Raw genomic sequence first — 24986 nt, 5'->3', positions numbered from 1 at the left:
TCATTTTCATAATTCAGGAGATGTATTCCATGTAGGGACTGATCACCGAGCGCACCGAGACCTGGATGATGGCCGGCTTGCCGCTCGCAAGGGCATCCTTGACCGCATGGTCGATCTCCTCCCGATTGCGGCAGGTATAGCCCTTGCCGCCCAGCCCCTCGGCTACCTTGGCCCAGTCGCGGCGCGGCAGGTCCATCTCATACATAGCGCCGTAGCTGGCTTCCTGCGGCAGCGCGATGGCGCCCCACAATTCATCGTCGAGCACGACGATGATGAAGGGCTTGCCGTAGCGCTCGGCCGTGTCGAGCTCCGTGACATGGAATCCGACGCCCCCATCCCCCACGAAGACGATCACCGGCGCACCGGGCGCCGCAAAGGCCGCGCCGGCTCCGTACGGGACCTCGGCGCCGAGCGCCCCGGACTGGCCGGCACGCAGATAGCGGCCGGGAGCGTTGAGGCGAAGACGCGCATCGGCCCAGAAATCGACGTTGCCGTGCGAGGACACATAGATGGTCTCGGCGGGTGCGGCGTCGGTGACCGCATCGATGGCGGCGATAGGGTGAAGCCCGCCATCCTCGGCATCCACGCCGAGTTGGCCCTGCCACTCCTCGCGCCAACCGGCCAGCAGGCCGTCGACCCATTGCCGCTCGACCGGCGCCTCCGGTGCCGCCTCGAACAGTTGCACCACGTTCGCCGGCGCCGAGGCGATCGCCAGGTCGGCCCGCCGGTTGCGGTTGAGGAGTTCCGGGTCGGAAGCGATCTGTATGACGCGCGTCTCGGCCCCGAGCTTGTCGCCGAATTCGAGATCGAACTCGAAGTGATGGCCGATCAGAAAGACACGGTCCGCCTCCTGCAATGCCTTGCGCAAGGTCGCGTTGCAGGGGCTGTAGCCCGGTCCCATGAAGAGCGGATGGTGCTCGTCGACGATGCCGCGCGCCAGGCGCAGCGTCGCGAACGGCAGATGATGCTTCTCAACGACCGCGCGCCAGCCGGCACCGCCCGTCCAGAAGATCTCCTCGCCGAGCAGAAGCAGCGGCCGCCTGGCCTGCGACAGTTCCTCGGCAAGCCGTCCGGCATCGCCTGCCGAGGGCGCCGGGCGCACCGGGGCCGGCGGCGCGGAGCGGGCGAGCGAAGTCGGAGAATCCGAAAGCGGCGCCGCCATGATGTCGGCCGGAATCTCGAGGAAGACCGGGCCGGGCCGACCTGCCCACATCTTGCGCCAGGCGATGTCCAGATACTCGGAGATGCGATCCACATCGAGGACGCGCGCCGACCACTTCGTGACGCTGGAGAGAATGGGAAGCGGATCGTAGGACATGCCCGCACCGCGCTCGAAGGTGTGCGTGGGCGCCTGCGCCGCGATGATGATGAGGGGCGTCCCGGCAAGCGTCGACACCAGCGCCGGCGTGACCGTGTTGGTGGCGCCCGGTCCGAGCGTGACGACCACCGCGCCCGCCTTGCCGTTAACGCGCGAGGCTGCCTCGGCCATGAAACAGGCCGCCGCCTCGTGGCGCGCGTGGACGAGCGGAAGGTCGAGTTCGGCACACGCCCTGTAGACGGGATTGATCGGTCCGCCCGACACGGAAAAGACGTGGTCGACATCAGCCGCCTTCAGCCAGCGGACGACCGCCGCTCCTCCGTCCAGATTCTGCTGCTTCGTCATCTTCTGCGTTTCCATTGATCAGGGTCAGTAGGCGCGGGACTTGCCGCCGTCGATCGTCATGGCGGTTCCCGTCGTGAAGCGCCCGCGCGGCGAGCACAGGAGCGCAACCATGGCGCCGAAATCCGCCGGATCGCCGAACGTGCCCAGCGGCACCTCCTCCAGCCATATGGCCTCGGCGGCAGTGCGATCGACCTTCTCGCGCTCCATGCTCGCGGTGATCAGGTCCTCCATGCGGTCGGTCCTGAACGGGCCGGGGCAGAGGCAATTGACTGTGATTCCGTATTCGGCGAGTTCCAGCGACAGCGACTTCGCCAGGCCGACGATCGCCAGCCGCAGGGAATCGGACAGCACCATATGCGGCTGCACGATCTTCACGCCGACGGTGGTGATGAAGAGAATGCGTCCGCAATCCGACGTCTTCAGATGCGGAATCACCAGGTGACAGAGATCCACCATCGGCAGCAGGGTCTCGCCCAGCGCGCGCTCCCACTCCGCCCGCGGAATGTCGACGAACGGCCCGGACGCCGGCCCGCCGGTATTGCCGATGAAGATGTCGAGCCCGCCGAAGCGGGAGACCGCAGCCTCGACGGCTTCCGCAAAGGTCTCGGGGCGCCCCAGATCGACGACGGCGGCGATGGCATCGCTCGCCCCGGCTGCGCGCAGTTCGTCCACCAGAGCCTCGAGCCGGGCCGGGTCGCGCCCGGTAACGGCGATGCTCGCCCCTTCCTCGGCGAGCGCCAAGGCCGATGCCTTTCCAAGTCCGCGTGAGGCCGCCGTAACGAGGGCCCGCTTGCCCCGCAATTCAAGATTCATGAAGGCTCCATCTGGTGTCGTTTTTGAAGACATCGGGTACCACTCGGAACACACTCTGTCAAATACTGTAGACAATGAAAACGATATTGTATACACATGAAAGCCTCCTGCCGGAGGACGGTCCCCCGCGGCTGCCCTCGAAATTAAACGCAGCGTCACGACCGAGGAGGCATTTCGTGAACACCCTTTCTCCACCGCTCATTCCCATCGTCTGCGGCAACTCGGTCCTTACCGAGGGCTCCGACGGCGTCGGGCGCACCCATGACCCGGCAACCGGCAAGGTCATCGCCGAATTCGCCCGCGCAGGGCAGACGGAAGTCGACCAGGCCGTCGCCGCCGCACGCAAGGCGTTCGACGAAGGCCCGTGGCGGCGGATGCGCCCCTTCGAGCGCGGCCGCGTGCTGCAGCGGATCGCCGACCTGATCCTCGAACGCCGTGAGGATCTGGTGCGCAAGGAATGCGCCGACAGCGGCAAACCGCTGCGCGACGCCTATTGGGAGGTCGACTGCTCGGCGCGCTTCTTTGAATTCTATGCCGGCGCCGCCGACAAGCTGCATGGCAGCTCCATTCCGCTCGGGCCCGACTGGTCCGACTGGACCGTCAAAGACCCGATCGGCGTCAGCCTCCATATCATCCCGTGGAACTACCCGTTCCAGCTGATCGCCCGCGGCGTCGCACCGGCGCTGGCGGCCGGCTGCGCGGTGATCATCAAGCCGTCGGCCGAGACGCCGGTGACCGCCTACGAGTTCATGAAGATCTGCCAGGAAGCCGAGCTGCCGGAGGGTCTCGTCAACCTCGTCAACGGGCGCGGCTCGGTGGCCGGCGACATGCTGGCGCGCCACCCCGGCGTAGACCAGATCACCTTCACCGGTTCGGTGCCCACCGGCGAGCGCGTCATGGTCGCCGCGGCCTCGCACGCGATCCCCTGCAACATGGAACTGGGCGGAAAGTCGCCGCAGATCCTGTTTGCCGACGCCGATCTTGATCGTGCCCTGCCGGTCATCGCGGGCGGCGTCTTCACTCATTGCGGCCAGGTCTGCAATGCCGGAACGCGCCTTCTCGTCGAGCGCAGCATCCATGACAAGGTCGTCGACAGGCTCGAGAAGAAGATCGCAGGCATGTCCATCGGCGCCGGCATCGACGATCCCGACCTCGGTCCGCTGGTCAGCCTTGCCCACAAGAAGGACGTCGAGGCGTTCTACGACATCGCGCGCAAGGAAGGCGAACTGATCCTCGGTGCCCAGACGCCGAAGGAAGATCCGCTGTCGGGTGGTGCCTTCGTGCGTCCGGGCCTGGTCGTCGGCGCCAGCAACGCGGCACGCGTGGCACGCGAGGAGATCTTCGGGCCGGTCCTGACCGTCATTCCCTTCGACGGCGCCGAGGAGGCCGCACGCCTGGCCAACGACTCGCCGTTCGGGCTCGTCGCCGGCGTCCACACGCGCAACATCGACGCGGCCCTGGCAATGGCCGAGAGGCTGCGTGCTGGCCAGGTCTGGATCAATTCCTTCGCCGTGGGGCTGGACGTGGAGTTCCCCTTCGGCGGTTACAAGCTGTCCGGCTTCGGGCGGGAAAAGGGCCTCGAAGCGCTGAACGCCTATCAGCAGATCAAGAACATCTGCGTGCATCACCCGATCCCGCGCTGAGGCACAGACAAGCATCTGCCCAAAAAGGCCGCCCCTCGGGCGGCCTTTTTATTCGGTCGCTTTTTTCAATGGCTCGGCCAGCGCCGATGGCGATCGTCGATATTGAAGACATGCGCGTGGCGCCAGCCGTGCGGCGTGCGCACGGCATTGGCGATGTGCGGGTCCGCCGGGTCGAGATCGGTGTGTACGTGCTCCAGGACGGACTTGTCGCCACGGACCGGCCACAGAAACAGCGCCGTCAGCACGCCGGCCACCGCGAGCAGACCCAGGACGAGCGCCGTTTCGGCCATGCCGAGCCGCGCGCCCAGCCAGCCCGCGAGCGGATAGGTGACGAGCCAGCAAGCGTGTGAGAGGGCGAAGTGGGCCGCAAAGACCGGGGAAAGATCCGCCGTTTGCGCGGAGCGCCGAAGCAGCCGGCCGGAGGGCGTCAGAACCACGGCATAGCAGAATCCGATCACCAGCCACAGGGCCAGAAAGCCCCCCCAGCCGGGCCGGGTGAAGCTGCCGAGACCGAGCGACAGGCCCAGGAAAAGAGTGCTGACCACCGCGGCGCCGGCCAGCATGACCGTTCGGTCGTCGAGGCGGTCGAGCAGCCGCGGCAGGAGCAGCGCGGCTGTCATGCTGCCCGCACCGAAGGCGCCGAGCGCCATCGCCACCTGCGGCTCACCCAGACCGAAGCCCGCGCGCACGATCACCACCGTGTTGACGATGACCATCGCGCCGATCGAAGCCGCGGCCAGATTCAGTGACAACAGGCCGCGCAGGCGCGGCGTCGCGAGGTAGATCCGCATGCCCCGGCTCAGCCGGTCGAGAAAGGGCTGCGCCTGTTGCGCGCGCTCCCTGTGCGGCAGTGTCGCCGAAACGACCAGCAACGCGGACAAAAGAAAGCCGAAGGTCGTGCCGCCGAAAAGCCAATGATAGCTGACGAACAGCAAGGCGAGGCCGGCAAGGACGGGGCTCACCAGGTTCTCGAGATCGTAGGCCAGCCGCGAAAGCGACAGGGCGCGGGTGTACTGGCGCTCGTCCGGCAGGATTTCTGGGATGAGCGCCTGGAATGTCGGCGTGAACGTCGCCGACGCACCCTGCAGCACGAAGATCAGGAGATAGATCTGCCAGATGGAATCCACGAAGGGCAGGCACAGCGCGGCAACGGCACGGACAAGGTCCATCGCCACCAGCACGCGGCGCGGCGGCAATCTCGAAACGACGGCATTGGCCAGCGGGGACAGCCCCACATAGGCGACCATCTTGATGAAGAACACCATCCCCAAAACGACGCCGGCCTCCCCACCCGCCGCGTCGAAGGCAAGAAGGCCGAGGGCAACCGTCAGCAGTCCGGTTCCCAGAAGAGCGATGATCTGGGCGCCGAACAGACGCTGATAGGTCGGATTGCGCAGCACCTCGAAAAGCATCGGACCAGTCCTTCCAGCTATGCGCCCCTACTTTGCACCAAAAAGCTTCCTGAACCAGCCCTTGACGACCGCGCCGATCAGGCTCAACGCGTTGAGCTCGTTGGATCGGGCTCCTTTCGGCTCGCCGCCGCCGGCCGCAGAGGACGCCGGTTGCGCATCGGCCGCGGCATCGCCGCCCGACAGCTCCGCTTCGAGGTTTGTCGCGAAATCCTCCGTCAGCTTGGCGGCCACGGCCTCGACGATGCCCCCGCGCGAAAACTGCGCCAGCGCGCCGGAGAGCGTGTAGTCGACGGCGACGACCACCTTGGTGGCGCCGCCGCCGTCGGCCTCCTCCAGCGCATAGCGGACATTGCCCTTGGCACGCGAGCCCTGGTTCTTGTCGATCCCGGAGCCCTTGATGACACCCGTATAGCCGGCCTCGTCGCGCTCGATGTCGGCCTCGCCGGCGAAATTCGCCTTCACCGGCCCCAGCTTGACGGTCATGCGGCCCTTGGCGTGGTTCGGGGTCGGCGGCTCAGTCAGGCTGGCGCCCGGAAGACAGCCGACGACGGTCTCGATATCCTGGAAGACAGCCCAGACCTTCTCTCTGGGCTGTGCTACGACAAATTCCTGCTTCAACTCGGCCATTTGGCTCTTTCCTGTTGTCGGCGGGCGAAAGGCCGCGGCTTACTCCGCGCTTTCCACCCCGCACCAGTCGTGAATCGCCAGCGCCATCACCTTGATGGCGGTGATGAAGTCGTCGATCGACACGTACTCGTCATTGGCGTGCATGACGGATGTGGAACCCGGACCGAAAATGACGGTGGGCGTGTCGGCATACTTGTTGAGGAAGCGCGTGTCGGCGGCACCCTGGCGGCCGGATATCTCCGGCTCCTTGCCCGTATGCTCCTTATAGATGCCGCTCAGCATCTCGACGATCGGATGATCGGTGGGGATTTCCGAGGCCTCGGCGTCGTAGCCGACGAAGCGCACCACCGGCGGATGGTCCTTCATCCAGGGATCCTCGGCGGCGACCTTGGCGATCTTGTCGACCAGGCTCTGCTTGACCCCCTCGTGGTCCTCGCCCGGCACGGTACCGATCGAGCCCTTCAGCACGGCACTGTCGGGGAAGGCGCTGGGATAGCTGCCCGCCTGGAAGCTGCCGATCAGGCACGGCAGGGAGTCGATGGCGACGGGATAGAGCGGATGCGTCACCGTGGCGACGCGCTCGTCCTCGAGTTCCTGCACCGCCTTGACGATCTTGTTGCCGAGTTCGATGCCGCTGATGCCCTCGTAGCGCTTCTGGACACCGGCCGGCTTGCCCTGGACGGCGATCTCGAACCAGATGCGCCCGATACAGGCCGGCTGGATGTGCAGATCGCTGGTCTCGCCGGAAATGCCGGCATCGGCGCGGTAGCCGCGGATGACGGTGTCCAGCGTGCCGTGTCCGCTGACCTCTTCGTCGATGACCACGTTGACGTAGACGTCGCCCTTCGTGCGCAGCCCGAGCTGCTTCAGAAACTCGACCGCCAGGATATGGCTGGCCACACCGCTCTTCATGTCGGCCGAGCCGCGCCCGTAGATGCGCCCGTCGCGGATCTTCGCCGACCACGGGTCGTCGGTCCAGCCCGATCCATCACCGACCGGGATGACGTCGGTATGGCCGTTGAGAAGCAGCGAGCGGCCGCCGCCGGTGCCCTTGTACGTGGCGACGATGTTGGGCCGGTTCTCGTATCCGCGCGCGACGGGGCGATAGCCGGGATGCTTCTTGAGCTCCTCCCAGTCCGTCTCCCACATGTCGACATCGAGCCCGATTTTGCGCATGTGCTCGGCGACGAACTTCTGGATCGCCGCCTCGTCTCCGGTAACGCTCGGGATGGCGATCATCCGGCGGAGGAATTCGATCGCGTAGTCGCGGTTCTCCTCGACCTTGACGATGATGGCCTGGCGATGATCGGTGCTCATTCATTGCTCCTTTGACGCATGTTTGACCCGTGGAACCCCCTGCCGGACGGGGCGACCGCGTTCTCAGTTCATCATGTTCGGAAGCCCGAGAACGATCTGCGGAAAGGCGATCATCAGGGCCATGAGGACGATGTTGATGAGGATGAAGGGGACCGCGGCCTTGTAGATATCGCCGATGGTCACGTCCGGCGGGGCGATGCCCTTCATGACGAAAAGCGACAGCCCGAAGGGCGGCGTGATTGTTGCCATCTCCAGATTGAGCATCATGATCGTGCCGAACCAGATCGGGTCCCAGCCCAGGGCATGGATGATCGGCAAAAAGATCGGGATGGTGACCAGCACGATGGAGGTTTGCTCGAGAAACATGCCGAGAAACATGACCACCAGCTGCATCAGGATCAGCAGGATCAGCGGATGAACCGGCAGGTCGGTGGCAAAACTGGTGATCGCCGTCGTCACGCCGGCGAAGCTCAGAAGCTGGCTGAATCCGGCCGAGCCCGTGAGGATGATCAGGACCATGATCGACAGGGACGTCGCCGAGGCGATCGAGGTACGGATGACCTTCCAGTTGAAATAGCCATAAAGCGCGGCAAGAATACAGGTGACGAAGGTGCCGAGGGCCGCAGCCTCGGTCGGCGTCGCCACGCCGTAGAAGATGGCCAGGATCACGAAGACAATGATCGAGACCGGTGGCACCAGGTGAATGAAGGTCTCCTTGAGGCGCTGCGACATCGGCACCTGCGGCACCCTGTAGGCCGGCGCCAGTTCCGGATTGAACACGCAGCGCAGAATGATGTAGGTCGCATACATCATGGCCAGAAGCAGCCCGGGTACCACAATGGCCACGAGGATTTTCGCTACTGAAAAGCCACCCAAGCTGGCGAGCACGATGGCGAGCGTGCTTGGCGGGATCAGGATGGCGAGACTGCCGCTTGCCAGGATCGGCCCGACGGACATCGATTTCGAATAGGCCCTTTCCTTCATCTCGGGCAGGAGGGCTGAGCCGAGAATGGCGACGCTCCCCATCGCCACGCCGGTCAGGGCGCCGAGGACCGCCCCGGTGGTAATTGCCAGCACGGCCAGCCGGCCGGCAACGAAGCCGATCCAGTGGTCGAGAACGTCGATCATCTTCCGGGCGATCCCCGAATGGAACATGATCGCGCCCATCAGGACGAACATCGGTATAGGCACCAGAACGAAGGTCGAGATCGAGCTTTCGATGCTCATGATGATCTGGTTGAATCCCGAGGTGCCGCCCCACAGGAAGTAGACCCCGACCATGTTCACGAGCAGGAAGGCGAACGCGACCGGCAGACCTATGAGCAGCAGGACACCGAGGGCCGAGAAGAAGGCCAGAAGAAATTGCCACCATTCCATGGAGTCTCAAGCCTCCATTTTTATTGTTTCTTGCACGTCGAAAGCGCCGCGATGGGCGGCTATCGCGCGGCGCACGAATTCGATACCAAGCAAAAGAGCACCGACGGGGATCGGAAAGAGCCCGATGGCCCGCGGGATTTCCAGCTCCTGGACCACCATTATGCCGCGGGCCAGAGAGGTCTGAACCGCGACGAAACCGTAATAGCTGACGATGAAGCAGATGATGGCGCCGATGACGGAGTTGAGAACGATGAGGTTGCGCCTTACCGCCGCTCGCGTCGTGCTCAACACCAGGTCGACGGTGACGTGGCTGTCGTTGCGCAGAACCCAAACGCTACCGAGGAAGGTCATATAGACCATGGCGGTTCCGCTGAGCTGGTCGATCCCGATGATCCCCTGCCCCGCGATTCCGCGCAAGCCGACCTTGAAAACGGTGGCCAGCATGATGGCCACCAGAAGAAGTCCGGCAAGCACGGCAAAAAAATTGACGATCCAAGTGAAGATCTTCTCTAGCAGTTGCATGCGCAACCCCCGACGCCGCGTTGTCTTTATCGCTTATTGGACCGCAGCCGCGTCACCGGAGCGTGCGCGGCCGCGGTTGTGCGGGGAGAGTGTCACTCGCGCCCGAGCAGGCGCGAAACCTCGGCGACCTGATCCTCGGTCAGGACCTCCTGATAGTACTCCCACAGCGCGTCGTTGGCGATCTCGGTCCACTTCTCCGATTCCTCCTCGGAGATGGGCAGGATCTCCATTCCGGCGGCCTTCATCTTTTCGATCTGCTCCTGCTCGTTCTTCAGGAACCAATCCTGCGCGAAGGTCTGCGCCTCGACCACGGCCTCGGTCAGGATGTCCTGCACCTCGGGCGACAGGCTTTCCCACTTGTCGAGGTTCATGGCCAGCCCCGCACCACTGCGATACATGGGCTGATCGACCAGATTTTCGGTCACCTCTTCCCAGCCGTTATTGGTGTAGCCGTCGGCCACGGGCCAGGTGAACCCGTCGACCGTGCCGCGATCGATGGCCAGGAAGATGTCGCTCGGCGGGAGCGTGATCGGCTCGGCCCCGACCGCCTCCACGAAGTGGCGCAGCAGCGGCGCGACGCGGATCTTCTTGCCCTGAAGGTCCTCCACAGAGCCGACCTCGAAATTGGTGCTCAGCTTGTGCGTGCCGACACCGACGTCGCCGGCTGCGTGTGCAAGATAGCGCACGCCTTTCTCGGCGAACATGTCGACCAGATATTCATAGGTTTCCGAGCCGGGGCCGCCGTCGGGAACCTTGAGATCGGACAGTTCGGTGAAGTCGCCGCCGGGCACGACGCCGGCCCAATAGTTCGGCGCTCCATACCAGACGTCGAAAACGCCGTTCACCAGCGCCTCGGGCTGATCGAAGGTCGGCACCACGTCGGATGCGCCGAGATACCTGATCTCCACCTTGCCCTCACCCAGGCGATTGGCCGCTTCCATGAATTTGTTGCCGATCTCGGCCGTGGGCGAAGGCCCGATCGGAAACGCGCCGACCATCCTGAGCGTGACCTTCTCCTGTGCAACGGCAATGGTGGCGGTGCTCGAAAGCGCGGCCACCACGAGCGCCCCTAGAGCCGCCTTGATCGCTTTGTTCATTCCGTTCTCCCTTGCGTTGTTCCAATGTTCTGGCGGCCGCCGGCCGCTTCAGCCGTCTGTTCCCCTCAGCCATCCTGAGCGAGGCTGACATAGCCAAACCTAATACGTTGATCGCGTTTTTGTCTACAATCTTTTTTTCATTGCATACAACAGGCCCGATGGGTAGGTTCCTCGCAGGCTGCAACAGCCACGCCCGCGCGCCTGCGGGCGCGTCGGTTTCGATTGTGGTCGGAACCCACGTAAACCCCATGCCCTCGGTGCCCGCACCAAGGGCTTGCAACCAACGGACTTGCAGATGAGGCCTTCGGAATTCGAGTATCATAAGGCGGAGAGCCTGGAGCAGGCGCTGGCGCTGCTTCAGGAGTTTGGCGACGAGGGCCGGCCGATTGCCGGTGGCCAGAGCCTCGTGCCGATGATGAACCTGCGGCTGGCCCGCCCCGCTCACCTGGTCGACATCAACGGCCTCGGGCTGGATGCCATCGAAGAAGGGGGCGGCGTCATCCGCATCGGCGCCCTCGTGCGCCACGAAACTTATCTCGCCGAGCCACTCATCATCGACAATTTTCCGGCCTTCATCGACGGAGTACACGCCATCGGGCATCCCACCATCCGCCGCAACGGCACGATTGGCGGGAGCCTGGCCCATTCGGACCCGACGGCCGAATTGCCGCTTTTGTGCATGCTTCATGACGGGGAGATCATCGTCGCTTCCGCCGGGGGTGAACGGCGTATCCTCGCCACGCAGTTCTTCGAAGGGGCTTATATGACGGTGCTGGAGCCGGGCGAGATGATCGTCGCCGTCGAACTGCCCGTCCCGCCGGCGTCCTCCTCGGGCGCCTTTGTCGAGATGGCGGAACGGCGTGGTGATTTCGCGATTGCCGCCTGCGGCGTGACATTGGAACACGCCGGAGGGCGCGTCACCCGCGCGGCGGTCGCCTGTTCGGGTGCCGGCCAGACGGCCATGCGCGCTCCGCAACTGGAGGAAGCGCTGGAAGGCCTGGAGCTCGAGTGCCCGGATGCCGCGACCGCCATCGCCGCCTTCACCGACACCCTCAATCCCCCCGACGACCATTCCGCCAGCGCGGACTATCGCCGCGCGCTGATCGGGCAGTTGGTGGAACGGGCCCTTTCCGTCGCCTGTTCCCGCGCAATGGAGGCATCATGATCGAGATCACCCTCGAAGTGAACGGCGAGACGCGTCGGCTCAGCGTCGAATCGCGCAGGCTGCTCGCCGACGTTCTGCGTCAGGAGTTCAACCTGTCGGGCGTGCACATTGGCTGCGCCCAGGGCGCCTGCGGCTGCTGCACGGTTCATCTCGACGGCAAGCCACGCCTGTCCTGCCTCACCTTCGCCGCCCAATGCGACGGAATGTCGGTCCGCACCGTGGAAAGCGTCGGCGGCGTCGATGCCGACCACCCGCTGCAAAAGGCCTTCCGCAGCGAGCACGGCCTGCAGTGCGGCTATTGCACGCCGGGCTTCATCATGACGCTCATCCCCTTCGTCGAGGAGATGACGGCCGAGGGACGCATGCCCGACGACGAGGAGATCCGCGAAGCCATGAGTGGCAATATCTGCCGCTGCACCGGCTATCAGGGCATTGTCGAAGCGGTGCGCAAGGCCATCGGCGAAAATCTTAAGGAGGGCGCGCAGGCATGACCCAGCATATGGACCGGCCGAAGCATATCGGCGCCCGCATTCAGCGTTTCGAGGACACGCGCCTGCTTGCCGGCACGGCGCGCTATATCGACGACATCCGGCTGCCGAACATGCTGCATCTGCGCTTTGTCCGCGCGCAGATGGCGCATGCGAAAATCCTGGAGATCGACACCGAGACGCTTGAGGACATCGGTTTCCCGACGCAGGTCTTCACAGGCGCCGACATCGGCGATCTGTCGATCAAGGCGCACCAGGACTATCCGGAGATGCAGTATTCGGAGCAGCCCCTGCTCGCCAGGGACCGTGTCCGCTTCGTCGGCGAGGCGGTCGCCGCGGTATTGGCCGACGACGCCTACCGGGCGGAGGACGCCGCCGAGATGGTTTTCGTCGATTACGATCCCCTGGAAGTAGTCACGACCATGGACCAGGCACGCGATCCGGAGGTCCCGGGCCTCTTCGAGGGATGGCGCACCAACGTCTTCGTGGAACGGCAGATGAAGGGCGGCGACATCGCCACGGCGAAGGCCGAGGCCGCCCATGTGATCACGCGCACTTACACCACCCAGCGCCAGGCCGGCGTACCCATGGAGGGGCGCGGCGTCGCCGCCGAATATGATCCCGCCAACCGGACGCTGACCGTATGGTCCTCGACGCAGATCCCGCATCTCGTGCGCACCTATATCGCGGAGGAACTGGGGTTGCCGGAATCGCGCCTGCGTGTCGTCGCGCCGGATGTCGGCGGCGGCTTCGGCGTCAAGGGACAGGTCTTCCCGGAGGAGGTCCTGGTCCCCTGGCTGGCGATGAAGACGGGCCGCCCGGTGAAATGGGTGGAGGACCGCCGCGAGCACCTCACCTCCAGCATCCACGCCCGCGACCACAGCCACACGCTCGAGGCCTATGTGTCCGAGGACGGCCGGATTCTCGGGCTGAAAGCGGACATCAGCGTGGATGTCGGCGCCTATTCCACCTTTCCGTTCACCGCCGCCGGCGATCCCGGCATGGCGGCAAAGGTGATGCCCGGCCCGTATGACTTCCAGCACTACGAAGCCACCTTCCGCGCCCTGGCGACCAACAAGTGCCCGATCGGCACCTATCGCGGCGTCGGGCGGCCGTCCGCCGTGTTCTCGCAGGAACGGCTGATGGACGACATCGCCAAGGAGCTCGGCCTCGATCCCATCGCCTTCCGTCTCAAGAACGTCGTCCGGAACTTTCCCTACACCAATGCGCTCGGCTTCACCTATGATCCAGGCTCTTATGCAGAGACCCTGGAGAAGGTCCGCGACCTTCTGGCCGAGGATCGCGCGGCGGCCGCAGCCTCGCACAAGGATCCGCACAAAAGGATCGGCGTCGGCCTTGCCTGCTTCGTCGAGCAGACCGCGCACGGCACGCCCGACTTCACCCGCCGCCGCGTGCCCATCGAGACGGGCTATATCGCCGCCCGGGTGGAAATGACGCCCGACGGACAGGCTTTCGTCGACATCGGCTTGCAGAACCACGGCCAGGGCCACGAGACCGTCATGGCCCAGGTCGCCGCCGATGCCCTGGGGATCGATCCGGGGGATGTACATGTGCGTCACGGCGACACGCTGACGACCCCCTATTCCGTCGGCACGTGGGGCAGCCGCGGCGGGGCGCTCGGTGGCGGCGCGGTGCATGTCGCCGCCACCCGCATCGCCGACAAGCTCAAGGCCATTGCCGGCCACCTTCTTCAGACAGACCCGCAGAAGATCGTCCTGCAGAACGGTGCGGCCCATCCGGAGGGCCATCCCGACAGGCATGTCGCCGTCGCCAAGCTGGCGCGCGCCGCGCTGCGCAATGTCGACCAGTTGCCGGCGGGAATGGAGCCGGGGCTGGAGGTGCAATATTCGCTCGACGGACCCAATGACGGCACATATTCCAATGCCGTCCACGCGGCGGTGGTCGAGATCGACACCAAAACCGGCAAGATGCGGCTCAAACGCTTCGTCGTGGTCGAGGACTGCGGCACCATCCTGAACCCGCTCATCGTCGACGGTCAGGTGCGCGGCGGCGTCGTGCAGGGCATCGGCTCGGCCATGCTCGAGCACTTCATCTATGACGAGGAAGGCCAACCCCTTACCGTCACCTTCGCCGACTATCTGATGCCGCTGGCGACCGAAATCCCGGAGATCGAGCTGCACCACATCGAAACGCCGACACCGCTCACACCGCTCGGCGCAAAGGGCCTCGGCGAAGGCGGCGCGATCGGGCCGGCGGCGGCGATCGCCAATGCCGTCGCCGATGCGCTCGGCATCGAGGTGTCGAAGACGCCGCTCAACGCCAACGCCCTGTGGCATCTGGCACGAAAGGGCGAAAAGAACCGGGCCGGGTGATACGAAAGGGCGTCGCCCTCCCCCCGCTTTCCTTTCCGGGCCGCCGCACGAGGCGGCCCCTTTCATTTCGACATGCGCGCTGATAGGAACACCTTGTCGACAAGATGTTCCTATTGGCAGGGCGCGGACTCATGAACGAACAAACCTCCGCCGCCTCGGAGGCGAACGGCGCCAAGCGCAAGCGCGGACTCGGCGTGGCCACCGCCTATGCCACGCTCAAGCGGGAGATCCTGGAACTCAAGATTCCGCCCGGCAGCCTCATCGACGAGATCAAGCTGACCGAGCGTTTCGGCATGTCGCGGACGCCCATCCGCGAGGCGCTTGTGCGGCTGGCGAGCGACGGACTGGTCGTCACCCTCCCCAACCGCTCGACCGTCGTCGCGCCGATCGATTTCCTGGAGATGCCGCAGTTCTTCGATGCGCTTTCGCTGATGTACCGGGTGACCACGCGGCTGGCCGCCGCCAACCGGACGGAGGATGAGATCGCCACGATCCGCGCGCTGCAGACAGGTTATGCCGAAGCCGTGGCGGCAAAGGACGTCTCCGGCATGATCGAGGTGAACCGCAACTTTCACGCCGAGATCGCAAGGGCGGGCAAGAACCGCTATTATACCGAGCTCTTCGAGCGATTGCTCGACGAGGGGCGCCGCCTCCTGCGCTTCTACTATTCCTCCTTCAATGACGAACTGCCACGCGCCTATCTCGACGAGCACGAAGAGATGGTCGCCGCTATCGAAGCCCACGACGTGGCGCGCGCAGACCGCGTGGCCCGGGCGCACGCAGACCAGATCGTCCGCCAGATTCAGGCCTATATCGCCGCCGACCGCCGCGTGAACGCCGAACTGACGCTCTGACGGTAGGCCTACCGGCCGCATTCTCCCCGCAAAAAAAGACACCGTGGAGTGCCGTCAAACGTTACGCTGGATTTCATGTATATTTGTTGTCGACATGATAAGTCTTCTGCATTAGCCTGCATCGTGGCTGGAGCCGGCGCGCGCGTCCGGCCAGTGAAACCTTCGGTTCCGTGCGGCGGGCGACCGGAACCGCCTGGCGCCATGCACAGGCCCGTGGAACAGACAAACAACAGGGGATTGTAATGTTCGAACACATCAGAAAATGGGGGTTGATCGTGCCGCTCCTGATGGTGGGCACGACCGCCACGGCTCAGGAGGTCACCTGGCAGGTGCCGACCTCGGTGCCCGAGGGCTCGCCGTTCTACATCAATTTTCTCGAGCGCTTCGCCGACAACGTCGACGTTCTGACCGAGGGCCGTGTCGAGATCGAACCCTTTGGCGCCGGCGTTCTCGTGCCCGCCCTGCAGGTCTATGACGGCGTACGCGACGGCATCGTCCAGGCCGGCCACTCCACGCCGAGCTACCGGGTCAACCAGGACCCGATCAACGCGATCTTCGCCGGCTTTCCCGGCGGCATGGGGCCCGAGGCCTACATCACCTGGATTTACGAGGGCGGCGGCAAGGAAGCGCTCTACGCGCTGCGTGCCGAGGAAGGCTTCAAGAGCCTGATCGTCGGCATCGGCTCTTCGGAAATCATGGCCCATGCCAACGTGCCGATCCGCACTGCCGAGGACCTCAAGGGCGTCAAGTACCGCACATCCGGCCCCTGGGCCGAGGTGATGGGCGAATATTTCGGCGCCGTGCCGACGGTCGTGCCTCCCGGTGAGATCTACACGCTTCTGCAGCGCAAGGGCGTCGATCTGGTCGAGTGGGGCCCGCCCTCGGGCAACCTGCCGGAAGGCTTCCATGAAGCGGCGAAGTACATCATCGTGCCGGGCGTTCATCAGCCGACCTTCCTGTGGGAGGTGGTTCTCAAACAGGAAACCTGGGACGCGCTCGATGATGAGCTGAAGCCGCTGGTCGAAAAGGCCGCGGATTTGACGACGATGCAGGCACTGCTGCATTTCTACGGCGAAGACCTCAAGGCGATGGAAACCTATCGCGAAGGACCCAACGAGATCATCACCCTCGATCCCGAATTCGTGACCGAGCTGTCCGAAGCCGGCGTCGACTGGATCACCAAGAAGGCCGCGGCCCTGAAGGAGGAAGGCAAGCCCGAGATGGCGGAACTGCTTTCCGACTACATGGCTTTCAAGGACCGCTGGTCTTCCGAAAGCAGCTACCTGATCCGCAACGAAGACTGAAACCCAAGGATCGGAGACGACCGGAATGAATCGGCTATTCAGGACGGTGGACGCAATGTCGGGAGCGCTTTCCCGCGTTGCGGAACTGATAACCCTCGTGCTGGTCGTCTCCATGATCTATGAGGTCGCGGCGCGCTATGTCTTCGGCGCGCCCACCATCTGGGCGTTCGACATCTCCTACATGTGCACCGGAACGCTCTTCGTCCTCGGCGCCGCCTACGCGCTGCGCCAGGACGCCCATGTACGCATCGACTTCCTCGCACAGAAGATGCCGTCCGGCGCTCGCCGCGCTATCGAGGGCGTCGTTTTCTTCGTTCTGCTGACACCCATCTTCGCAGGCCTGTCCTGGTTCGCGATCGGCCGCGCCTGGCGTGCCTATGCGACCGGCGAGGTGGAGATGGTCAGCCCCTGGGCGCCCCTCATGTGGCCCTTCTACACCATGCTGGCGCTGGGCCTGGTGGCGCTTACCCTCCAGATCGCCGTGCAGGGCCTGCGCGCCTTCCGGGGCGAAACCAACACCGATTTCGATCTGGAAGCCTGAGACATGCTCATTGCCGCGCTCATGTTTCCAATGCTGTTCCTGCTCGTCCTTTCGGGCATTCCGATCGCCTTTTCGCTCGCCGTGGTTTCGGCTGGAGCGGGGCTGATCGCCTTCGGGCCGAACGCTTTCGGGCAGCTCTACGGCTCTTTCTATTCCGCTGCCACAAACTTCATCCTCGCGGCGATCCCGATGTTCGTCCTGATGGGAGCGATTCTCGAACGCTCAGGCATCGCCGAGCGGCTGTTCCGCGTCATGCAGCTCTGGATGTCGCGCCTGCCGGGCGGGCTCGCCGTCGCCACCATCGCCATGGGCGCGGTCTTCGCCGCCGCCGCTGGCGTCGTGGGCGCCGTCGAGGTGATGATCGGCATGATGGCGATTCCAGCCATGAAGCGCTATCGCTACGACAACAGCCTGATCGCCGGCACGATCTGCGCGGGCGGCTCGCTGGGCACCATGATCCCGCCCTCGGTCATCGCGGTGATGTATGCCTCGCTCGCTCAGATGTCGGTGGGCGAGCTTCTTGCCGGCATGATGCTGCCGGGGCTTTTGATGGTGGCGCTGTTCATCCTTTTCCTCCTGGTCCACGGTCTGGTGCGTCCGCCCGAAAAGCCCGAGGCGGAAGACGACTTCACCGACGTTCCGCTGGCGGAGAAGCTGCGCCTGACCGCTACGTCCCTCCTGCCCATCTTCGCCCTGATCTTCGCGGTACTGGGCTCCCTGCTTGCCGGCATCGCCTCGCCGACCGAAGCCGCCTCCGTGGGTGCGGTGGGCGCGTTGATTCTATGCATCGCCTATGGCCGGTTCAGCCTCGGCATGCTGCGCGAATCCCTGAAGATCACCGTGCGCATCTCGGCGATGATCCTGCTGATCGTGGCGGCCGGCACCATGTTCATGGGCACTTTCGCGGCCAACGGCGGGTCGCGCCTCATCCGCACCATGGTCGAAACCGCCGGGCTCGGCGACGCGGGCATGATCGCGCTGTTCCTGCTTATCGTCCTGCTCCTCGGTTTCGTTCTCGACTGGACCGCGAACGTGCTGATCTGCGTGCCGCTCTTCACACCCTTCATCCGCGCCGCCGGTATCGACCCGGTGTGGTTCGGCACGATGGTGATCGTCGTGATCCAGACGAGCTACCTCACGCCGCCCATGGCATCGTCGATCTTCTACCTGAAATCCATCGCGCCGCCCGACATGACATACGGCCAGATGTGCCGGGGCGTGACGCCCTTCATTCTGCTGCAACTGGCGACCCTGGTCGCGATCGCGCTCTTTCCCGAGCTCACGACCTGGCTGCCCTCCAAGATCGTGGGGTTCTGACCGACCGTCCCCTCCCCTAACGGGCACATCCGGCGCGATGCCATTGTCAGAAGCGCAGTCGCATACCGCCAAACTCCCGGTGCCCGGCACACCCGAAGGATAGAAAGATGGCTGACAACATTTTCACAGGCACAATTCCCGCCCTGATGACGCCCTGCACGGCGGAGCGCACGCCCGACTACGCCGCGCTCGTGAAGAAGGGCAAGGAGCTGATCGAAGCGGGCATGTCCGCCGTCGTCTATTGCGGCTCGATGGGCGACTGGCCGCTTCTGACGGACGCCGAGCGCATGGAGGGCGTGGCGCGGCTCGTCGCGGCGGGCGTGCCCACCATCGTCGGCACCGGCGCGGTGAACACCAGGCAGGCGGTGGCCCATGCGGCGCACGCCGCCGAGGTCGGCGCGCACGGCCTGATGGTGATCCCACGCGTGCTTTCGCGCGGCACCTCGCCCAGCGCCCAGCGCGCGCACTTCAAGGCGATCCTTTCGGCCGCCCCCGACCTGCCCGCCGTGATCTACAACAGCCCCTATTACGGCTTCGCCACGCGGGCCGACCTGTTCTTCGCGCTGCGTGCCGAGCATCCCAACCTGATCGGCTTCAAGGAATTCGGCGGCGCCGCCGACCTGCGCTACGCCGCCGAGCACATCACCTCGCAAGATGACGACGTGACGCTGATGGTCGGCGTCGACACCAACGTCTTCCACGGCTTCGTCAATTGCGGCGCCAGGGGCGCGATCACCGGCATCGGCAATGCGCTCCCGCGCGAGGTGCTGCACCTCGTTTCCCTGTGCGAGAAGGCGGCCAGGGGCAACGCCCGCGCCCGCATCCGTGCGAAGGAGCTCGACGAGGCGATGGCGGTCCTCTCCTCCTTCGACGAGGGACCGGACCTGGTGCTCTATTACAAGCACCTGATGGTGCTGAACGGCGACAGCGAATACGCGCTGCATTTCAATGAAACCGACGCGCTGACCGATGCCCAGCGCAATTATCTCGAAGCGCAGTATGCGCTCTTCCGCGACTGGTACGCGGACTGGAGCGCGCAGGACGACGCCTGAGGAGACCTTGCTTTTTAACTGCCGGGGTTCAACGCCCCGGCAGCGTGGTGCCGCGCTCCACGAGGGTGACCGGGATCTTGCGCACGAAGGGGCGCCGATCTCCGGCCGTGTCGCGGGTGAGCGCCTCGATGACGGCGCGATTGAGCTCGGCGACCGGCTGCCGGATGGTTGTCATGGCGTGTGACGACCACGCCGCCTGCGGCACGTCGTCGAAGGCGATCAGCGACACCTCCTCGGGGATGCGCCGGGCGAGCGCATGGCGCGCAGTGTTCAGGAACCCCAGCCCCAATTCGTCCGTGACGCAGAACACGCCGTCGATGCCGCCCTGCCCCAGGAGTGCGCGAGCGGCCTCTTCGCCCGCGGTGTAACTGTTGCCGCCGCGCGCCCATGTGACGACCTCCACCCCCGCCTCCGCCATGCGCGCGCGGAATGCCTCTGCGCGCTGCTGCTTCGACAGAGTCTTGCTGGCGCTCTGCACCACCGCCACCCGCCGGCGCCCGTCGGCGATCAGCCGCTCGGCGGCGAGCCGCCCGCCCTGCTCTGCATCGAAGGCGATGATATCGGCCAGGGCGCTGTCGACGGTCCGGTTGATGAGGACGACGCGCACGCCGTTATCCAGGCACTCGCGCACCAGCGAATGATGCGGCGCGCCGGACAGGACCACCACCGCACGGACACGATATTCCAGAAGCAGCTGAAGCGACCGCCTCAGGTCCTTCCCGTCGCCGCTGGCGTTCATCAGCAGGCATTGAAGATCCTCTTCGACCAGCGCCGCGGTGAGATCGGCGAGTTGGACCGCGAGATAGGGATTGGCGAGGTTCGACCCGACAACGCCCACCAGGCTGGAACGCTCGGTATGAAGGGTCTGCGCCAGGCGATTGACGCGGTAGCCCAGCGCCCGTGCCGAGGCCTCGACCCGCATTCGCACCGTATCCGAGACGCTGGCGCCGGGGGTGAAGCAGCGCGAGACCGCCGAGCGCGAAACGCCGGCATGCAGCGCGACGTCGAGCGCCCTCACGAACCCCCGGCGCATGCTCAGCGGGCCTCCGCCCGGCCGCTTATCGCCGCGAGCATCGGTAAGGCCTGTTCGGCAAGCGCGATCATGGACGCCAGCGGATAGCGCTCGTCCATGCCACGGCAACGCCGGATATGCACCAGGGAGTCGCTAAGGCGCGGATAATCGCGAGGCCGGCAGATATGCAGATAAAGGGCGAGCACCGTGGCCGAGCGGGACTGGCCGGCGCGGCAGTGGACCAGAATATTGCCGCGCCGGTTCGGCGGGTAGTGCGGCTTTCCTTCCGTATAGGTTTCGACCAGCCCGTGGAGCGCCAGAACGGCGGCGGCAAGAACGCGGGGATCGTTTCCCGGACCGTCGGTCAGGCCGATCTGATAACGGCGCATATGCATCCCGTCGGCCAGCGCCAGCGGCATCGGGAACACGTTGAGAGCGACATTGAGGCTGGCCGTCACGCCGGCGGCCTGCAGCATGCCGGCATCTTCGGCCGCGGAAAGGTTGCCGATATAGAGCGTGAGGCGGTCCCGGCCGAAGCCGTGCCCCACAGGAGCGAGGACCGGCCGGTCCCCCGGCGTTTGGTGGATGACGGAAGGAAAGGCTTTCTGCATTAGCTATCCGCTAGACTTCGATCGTCCTGTCGAGACAGAGCCGGTCACCCAGCCCGGCACCCAGGTTCGGCGCTTCGGAAACGTTCAGGAAGAGGGGGACCACCCGTCGCGCGGCGCAGGAATCGGCAAGGTCCAGAACGTCTCCGAGCCGCGGGTGCACGTTCCAGCCCAGCCAGTGCGCGGCACCGGCCTGAAGCAGCGCCTCCGCCGGGGTGCCGGCAGGCACATGGCTGGAAAAGAGGAAACGGAACCCCTCGCCGAGGCGGGCGCGGAGCGCGGTGGCAAGCCCGGCCTCGGCATTAGCCTCCGTGGCGACGATGGCGTCGCCGGGTCGCGCAGTGCCGCCGTCGGCGAGGGCAAACGCGAACGCGGCGAGCGCGGCGCGAATCTCGGGCACGCATCCGCTCTCAAAGTCTCCGGCCAGAAGACGGATCTCGCGCGCCACGACGGGACACACCTTCGGCGAAAGCCCCGCACGCGCGAGACGCAGAGCCACTTCCGGACCACGCCCGGCGGCAGGCACGCAGAGGACGGCGCCGCCCTGCGCCATGGCGCGGATCCGGTCAAACTGATCCTCCAGCGCTTGCGCGCGGTCGCCATAGGAGGCGTCGACGATCAGTGTCGACGCCGCAGGCGGGGGATCAAAGGGGAAGATTTCGGACTCCACGCTCCAGTCGCCCGTGTAGAGCAGACCGCCGCGCGGGGTATCGATGCGCATCCAGACGCCGCCGAGGGCATGCCCGCTGCGCCCGAAACGCATCGCCAGGCCGGCGACCTCCGCCACGCCTTCGAGCGGCACGACGACGCGATGGCGTTCGGCCAGCCGCTCGGGCGGGATCTGCGCCCAGGTAGCGGCGCTGGCATGGACCGGCGGCGCGCCGATGCGTGTATGCAGGTCGAGGGCGCCGCAATGGTCCATGTGGGCGTGCGACAGCACCAGCGCATCCACCGCGCCGAGCTTGTCGAGGCACGGCCGCTCGCCGGGCACGGGCCCCTCGCCGAGGTCCATCAGGATGCGCCGTCCCTCGACTTCCAGAAGAAAGGCGGCCGGTCCCTTGCGGCCCAGTCCGCCCAGTATGCTCAGTCGCGCCATGGCAGGATCCCGGCCGGCAGGCGCTTGGCAAAGACCGAGCTTGCGAGCATCAGGAAGAGGACCGCCAGTATCATCAGACAGCCGACGGCCGCTGCCAGCGTGGACGAACCCGCCTCCTCCAGGAAAATGATCATCGGCCCGATGGTCTGCGCCTTGGAGGAGACGAGAAGAACCGAGGCCTGGATCTCGTTGAGCGCGGTCATGAAGACGATGACGCCCCCGGCCGCCGCCGCCGGCAGCACCATGGGAAAGACGATGCTCGCCATGCGGCGGAGAAAGCCGGCACCGGCCACCTGTGCCGCCTCGTCGCAGTTGCGGTCGAGCTGGGCGAAGCCGCCGAGCGTCGGGCGCAGGCTGAGGACAAGGAAGTTCGACATGTACGCGATGAGGATGATCCACACCGTCCCGTAGAGGCTGACGTCGATGAGCGGCAGCGGGCGCAGGAAGAAGAGGATCATCGCCACGCCGATGACGATGCCCGGCAGGGCGTAGGTCAGTTCGCTGGAAAGCGACAGCAGCCGTGCCAGCCGGCCGCGCCGCCAGCTGAGATAATAGCCAAGCACGACCGAGACGAGCATCAGCACGATGACGGCGGCGACCGTCAGCCCCAGGCTGGTGACGAAGGCCTCGCGGATGGCGCCGTGCTCGAAAAGCGCATTGCGATAGTGCGCGAAGGTGAGTGTCTCGAGGGTGAGTGCCTGACCGTATCCCGAAACGAGGGAGGAGCCGACGAGGGCGCTCAGGGGCAATGCCAATGTGAGCACCAGATAGCTCCAGGCGGCGGCCTGCGCGGGCCTGCGCCAGCGCCCCAGGGGCAGCCTCACGCTTCTGGCCGCCCCGCTGACCCGCTGGTCGCCGCGGCTGCCGAGCCAGCCCGCAAGCGCCACGCCGGCAATGGTGAGAACGGCGAGCACCACCGCCAAAAGCGCCATGTCGTTCAGAGCAGACGGACCGTAGGCGTTGAGCCTGCGGTAGATGAGCGTGATCATCGTGTGCACGCGCGCGGGAATGCCCAGCATCGCCTGGATGCCGAAATTGCCGATGGAGGAGACGAAGGCGAGTGCGGCCCCGGCGAAAATACCTGCGCGCAACAGCGGCAGGACGATCTCGAGAAGAAGCCGAAAAGGCCGTCCCCCCGCCGCGCGGCCCGCCTCGATCAGTTCGCCCGGCAGGCGCCGTAGGCTGGCGCGCACCGTCAGGAAGACGAGCGGCGCGTTGTAGAGGCCGAGCAGCAGGATAATGCCGGCGGCAGAATAGAGCGGATGGCGCATGCCCCCTTCCAGCGACAGACCGAGCGCACCGAGGATGGGGCTTGCAGGCGAAAAAGACTGGATCCACGCGAGCGCGGTCACCTGCGGCGGGATCATCAGCGGCAGGACGAAGCCGAAAACGAAGGCCGTCCTGAAACGCATGTCCGTCAGGCCGACAAGCAGCGCGGCGGCCGTCCCCACGACCACGGCGAGAACGGTGGCGGAAAGCGAGATATAGACGGTGTTCCAGATCGCCTCCAGGACCCTGCGGCTCCACAGGAGTTCTTTGAGCCTTGCCGTATCGAACGCGCCGTCCGGCATCAGCGCTGCCCAGATCAAGCGCAGGAGCGGACCCAGCGAAACCGCCGCGACAAGCAGGGCGAGCAGGACCAGTGTCACCTGCTCGGTGTTCGGCCGACGCAACCTCGGCACAGGGAGGAGCGCCCGCGTGGGGCGCTCCTCGAAGGTTTGCGTGGTGTCCGTCATGATCCCGGCTCAGCCGCCGAAGATGTCGGCAAAGCGGGCGCGCACCTCTTCGTTGTCCTTCACCGCCGCGTCGGCGTCATAGCCCAGCAGCTTCATGCCGGAAATCGCGGGAAAGCCTTCCGGCGGCGCCACGTCGGGATGGATCGGCAGGTAGTTCTGCTCGGCCACCAGTTCCTGGCCCTCCTTGGACAGAAGGAAGTCGACGAACAGCTTGGCTGCCTCCGGCTGGTCCGTGTTGGCCATGATTGCCACCGGCTCGGTGATGAAGGAGACACCGTCGGCCGGCACGATATAGTCGATCGGCGAACCTTGCGCCTTTGCGGTCAGCACGTTGGCGTCGACGATGATGCCGTACTTGGCCATTCCCGAGGCGACCGCCTTCAGCGCCGGGCCGTTGCCGCCTTCCGGCACGATGTCGAGCTGCTCCAGCCCCTCGTAGAAGGACCAGCCGATGTCCTCTTCGTTGATGAGGGCATGGAGGTGGTTGAGCGCGGCGCCCGAATAAAGCGGGCTCGGCACGGCGATCTGGCCGCGGTTTTCCTCCACCAGGAGATCCGCCCACGTCTCGACGGGCTCGGCGTTCTCGGTGTTGTAGGCGATGCCGGTGGTGATCGCCTTCGTACCGAAGAAGGTCATGTCCTTGTCGTAGGTGGCCGGGTCGTAGGGCTCGACCGGGGCTTCCGGGTAAGCCATCAGATGGCCCTCGGCCTTGAGCTGGCCGAGATTGATGACGTCCGCCACCAGAAGCACGTCGGGCTTCAGTTCGCCTGCCTCGATCTCGGCGCGCAGCACGTTCATCAGCGCCGAGGTGCCGTTGCGGATCCAGTCGATCTCGATCTCGGGGTGCTCGGCCTGGAAGGCGTCGACCGTCTGCTGGGCGATCTCCGGCGGCTGGCTGGTGTAGAGGGTGAGCGTGGTCTGTGCGAAAGCGGCGAACGGCGCGACGGCGAGCGCGGCCGCAAGGGCAATGGTCGAGACTCTCATCGTA

At 65.4% G+C, this 24986-nt stretch carries 22 protein-coding genes; 9 read left to right on the top strand and 13 right to left on the bottom strand.

Annotation, left to right across the window (positions count from 1 at the left end; all coding sequences use genetic code 11):
* Window positions 1–13: 13 nt before the first annotated feature.
* Both SIN08_RS00210 and SIN08_RS00205 read right to left on the bottom strand, forming a co-directional pair.
* Entirely contained in the window at window positions 14–1663 is a 1650-nt protein-coding gene (locus SIN08_RS00210; RefSeq protein ID WP_322449441.1) for a thiamine pyrophosphate-binding protein, read from the bottom strand.
* A 24-nt stretch (window positions 1664–1687) separates the two neighbouring features.
* The gene (locus tag SIN08_RS00205; RefSeq protein ID WP_322449440.1) at window positions 1688–2476 is read right to left on the bottom strand and encodes an SDR family oxidoreductase; all 789 of its coding nucleotides are present in this window, start codon (window positions 2474–2476) and stop codon (window positions 1688–1690) included.
* A 176-nt stretch (window positions 2477–2652) separates the two neighbouring features.
* On the opposite strand from SIN08_RS00205, the gene SIN08_RS00200 reads away from it, so the two are divergent.
* Window positions 2653–4119 (top strand): aldehyde dehydrogenase family protein, encoded by a 1467-nt coding sequence (locus SIN08_RS00200; protein WP_322449439.1) that lies wholly within the window; start codon window positions 2653–2655, stop codon window positions 4117–4119.
* Between the two features lie 65 nt (window positions 4120–4184).
* On the opposite strand, the gene SIN08_RS00195 is transcribed toward SIN08_RS00200, so the two are convergent.
* The 6 genes from SIN08_RS00195 to dctP (SIN08_RS00170) all read right to left on the bottom strand — a co-directional run bounded on the left by SIN08_RS00195 (window position 4185) and on the right by dctP (SIN08_RS00170) (window position 10471).
* On the bottom strand, window positions 4185–5531 hold the full coding sequence (locus SIN08_RS00195; RefSeq protein WP_322449438.1) for an MFS transporter: 1347 nt from the start codon (window positions 5529–5531) through the stop codon (window positions 4185–4187).
* 27 nt (window positions 5532–5558) lie between these two features.
* On the bottom strand, window positions 5559–6158 hold the full coding sequence (locus tag SIN08_RS00190) for an SRPBCC family protein (protein WP_322449437.1): 600 nt from the start codon (window positions 6156–6158) through the stop codon (window positions 5559–5561).
* Window positions 6159–6197: 39 nt separating this feature from the next.
* Window positions 6198–7475, bottom strand: coding sequence for an ArgE/DapE family deacylase (locus SIN08_RS00185; RefSeq protein ID WP_322449436.1), 1278 nt, complete (start codon window positions 7473–7475; stop codon window positions 6198–6200).
* Window positions 7476–7538: 63 nt separating this feature from the next.
* Window positions 7539–8852: a TRAP transporter large permease subunit gene (locus SIN08_RS00180; protein ID WP_322449435.1), complete on the bottom strand. Its 1314-nt coding sequence runs from the start codon at window positions 8850–8852 to the stop codon at window positions 7539–7541.
* Window positions 8853–8858: 6 nt separating this feature from the next.
* A complete protein-coding gene (locus tag SIN08_RS00175; protein ID WP_322449434.1) occupies window positions 8859–9374 on the bottom strand; it encodes a TRAP transporter small permease in 516 nt (171 codons plus the stop codon).
* Window positions 9375–9466: 92 nt separating this feature from the next.
* Complete coding sequence (gene dctP, locus SIN08_RS00170; RefSeq protein WP_322449433.1) at window positions 9467–10471, bottom strand: TRAP transporter substrate-binding protein DctP; 1005 nt, start codon at window positions 10469–10471, stop codon at window positions 9467–9469.
* Window positions 10472–10766: 295 nt separating this feature from the next.
* Between dctP (SIN08_RS00170) and SIN08_RS00165 the strand changes: the two genes are divergently transcribed.
* The 8 genes from SIN08_RS00165 (at window position 10767) to SIN08_RS00130 (ending at window position 19546) form a co-directional block, all read left to right on the top strand.
* Complete coding sequence (locus SIN08_RS00165) at window positions 10767–11636, top strand: xanthine dehydrogenase family protein subunit M (RefSeq protein ID WP_322449432.1); 870 nt, start codon at window positions 10767–10769, stop codon at window positions 11634–11636.
* A complete protein-coding gene (locus tag SIN08_RS00160; RefSeq protein WP_322449431.1) occupies window positions 11633–12127 on the top strand; it encodes a (2Fe-2S)-binding protein in 495 nt (164 codons plus the stop codon). The genes SIN08_RS00165 and SIN08_RS00160 overlap by 4 nt, the downstream gene beginning before the upstream one ends.
* The gene (locus SIN08_RS00155) at window positions 12124–14478 is read left to right on the top strand and encodes a xanthine dehydrogenase family protein molybdopterin-binding subunit (protein WP_322449430.1); all 2355 of its coding nucleotides are present in this window, start codon (window positions 12124–12126) and stop codon (window positions 14476–14478) included. The genes SIN08_RS00160 and SIN08_RS00155 overlap by 4 nt, the downstream gene beginning before the upstream one ends.
* A gap of 131 nt (window positions 14479–14609) precedes the next feature.
* A complete protein-coding gene (locus SIN08_RS00150; RefSeq protein ID WP_322449429.1) occupies window positions 14610–15332 on the top strand; it encodes a GntR family transcriptional regulator in 723 nt (240 codons plus the stop codon).
* Window positions 15333–15574: 242 nt separating this feature from the next.
* A complete protein-coding gene (gene dctP, locus SIN08_RS00145) occupies window positions 15575–16636 on the top strand; it encodes a TRAP transporter substrate-binding protein DctP (RefSeq protein ID WP_322449428.1) in 1062 nt (353 codons plus the stop codon).
* Between the two features lie 25 nt (window positions 16637–16661).
* The gene (locus SIN08_RS00140; protein ID WP_322449427.1) at window positions 16662–17177 is read left to right on the top strand and encodes a TRAP transporter small permease subunit; all 516 of its coding nucleotides are present in this window, start codon (window positions 16662–16664) and stop codon (window positions 17175–17177) included.
* Window positions 17178–17180: 3 nt separating this feature from the next.
* Window positions 17181–18494 (top strand): TRAP transporter large permease subunit, encoded by a 1314-nt coding sequence (locus tag SIN08_RS00135; RefSeq protein ID WP_322449426.1) that lies wholly within the window; start codon window positions 17181–17183, stop codon window positions 18492–18494.
* Between the two features lie 107 nt (window positions 18495–18601).
* Window positions 18602–19546, top strand: coding sequence for a dihydrodipicolinate synthase family protein (locus SIN08_RS00130; protein WP_322449425.1), 945 nt, complete (start codon window positions 18602–18604; stop codon window positions 19544–19546).
* Between the two features lie 28 nt (window positions 19547–19574).
* Here the strand turns inward: SIN08_RS00130 and SIN08_RS00125 are convergent, their stop codons facing one another.
* Genes SIN08_RS00125 through SIN08_RS00105 form a run of 5 tightly spaced genes read right to left on the bottom strand, consistent with a single transcriptional unit; the run spans window position 19575 to window position 24982 of the window.
* Window positions 19575–20579 (bottom strand): LacI family DNA-binding transcriptional regulator, encoded by a 1005-nt coding sequence (locus SIN08_RS00125; RefSeq protein WP_322449424.1) that lies wholly within the window; start codon window positions 20577–20579, stop codon window positions 19575–19577.
* Between the two features lie 2 nt (window positions 20580–20581).
* Window positions 20582–21169, bottom strand: coding sequence for a dual specificity protein phosphatase (locus SIN08_RS00120; protein ID WP_322449423.1), 588 nt, complete (start codon window positions 21167–21169; stop codon window positions 20582–20584).
* Between the two features lie 10 nt (window positions 21170–21179).
* Entirely contained in the window at window positions 21180–22262 is a 1083-nt protein-coding gene (locus SIN08_RS00115; protein ID WP_322449422.1) for an MBL fold metallo-hydrolase, read from the bottom strand.
* Window positions 22250–23998: an iron ABC transporter permease gene (locus tag SIN08_RS00110; RefSeq protein WP_322449420.1), complete on the bottom strand. Its 1749-nt coding sequence runs from the start codon at window positions 23996–23998 to the stop codon at window positions 22250–22252. Before SIN08_RS00110 ends, SIN08_RS00115 begins: the two co-directional genes overlap by 13 nt.
* A gap of 9 nt (window positions 23999–24007) precedes the next feature.
* Entirely contained in the window at window positions 24008–24982 is a 975-nt protein-coding gene (locus SIN08_RS00105; RefSeq protein ID WP_322449419.1) for an ABC transporter substrate-binding protein, read from the bottom strand.
* Between the last annotated feature and the right edge of the window lie 4 nt (window positions 24983–24986).

It is taken from the genome of Chelativorans sp. M5D2P16 (assembly GCF_034427935.1).
Lineage (GTDB): Bacteria > Pseudomonadota > Alphaproteobacteria > Rhizobiales > Rhizobiaceae > Chelativorans.
This window is presented reverse-complemented; position numbering and strand designations above follow the sequence as displayed.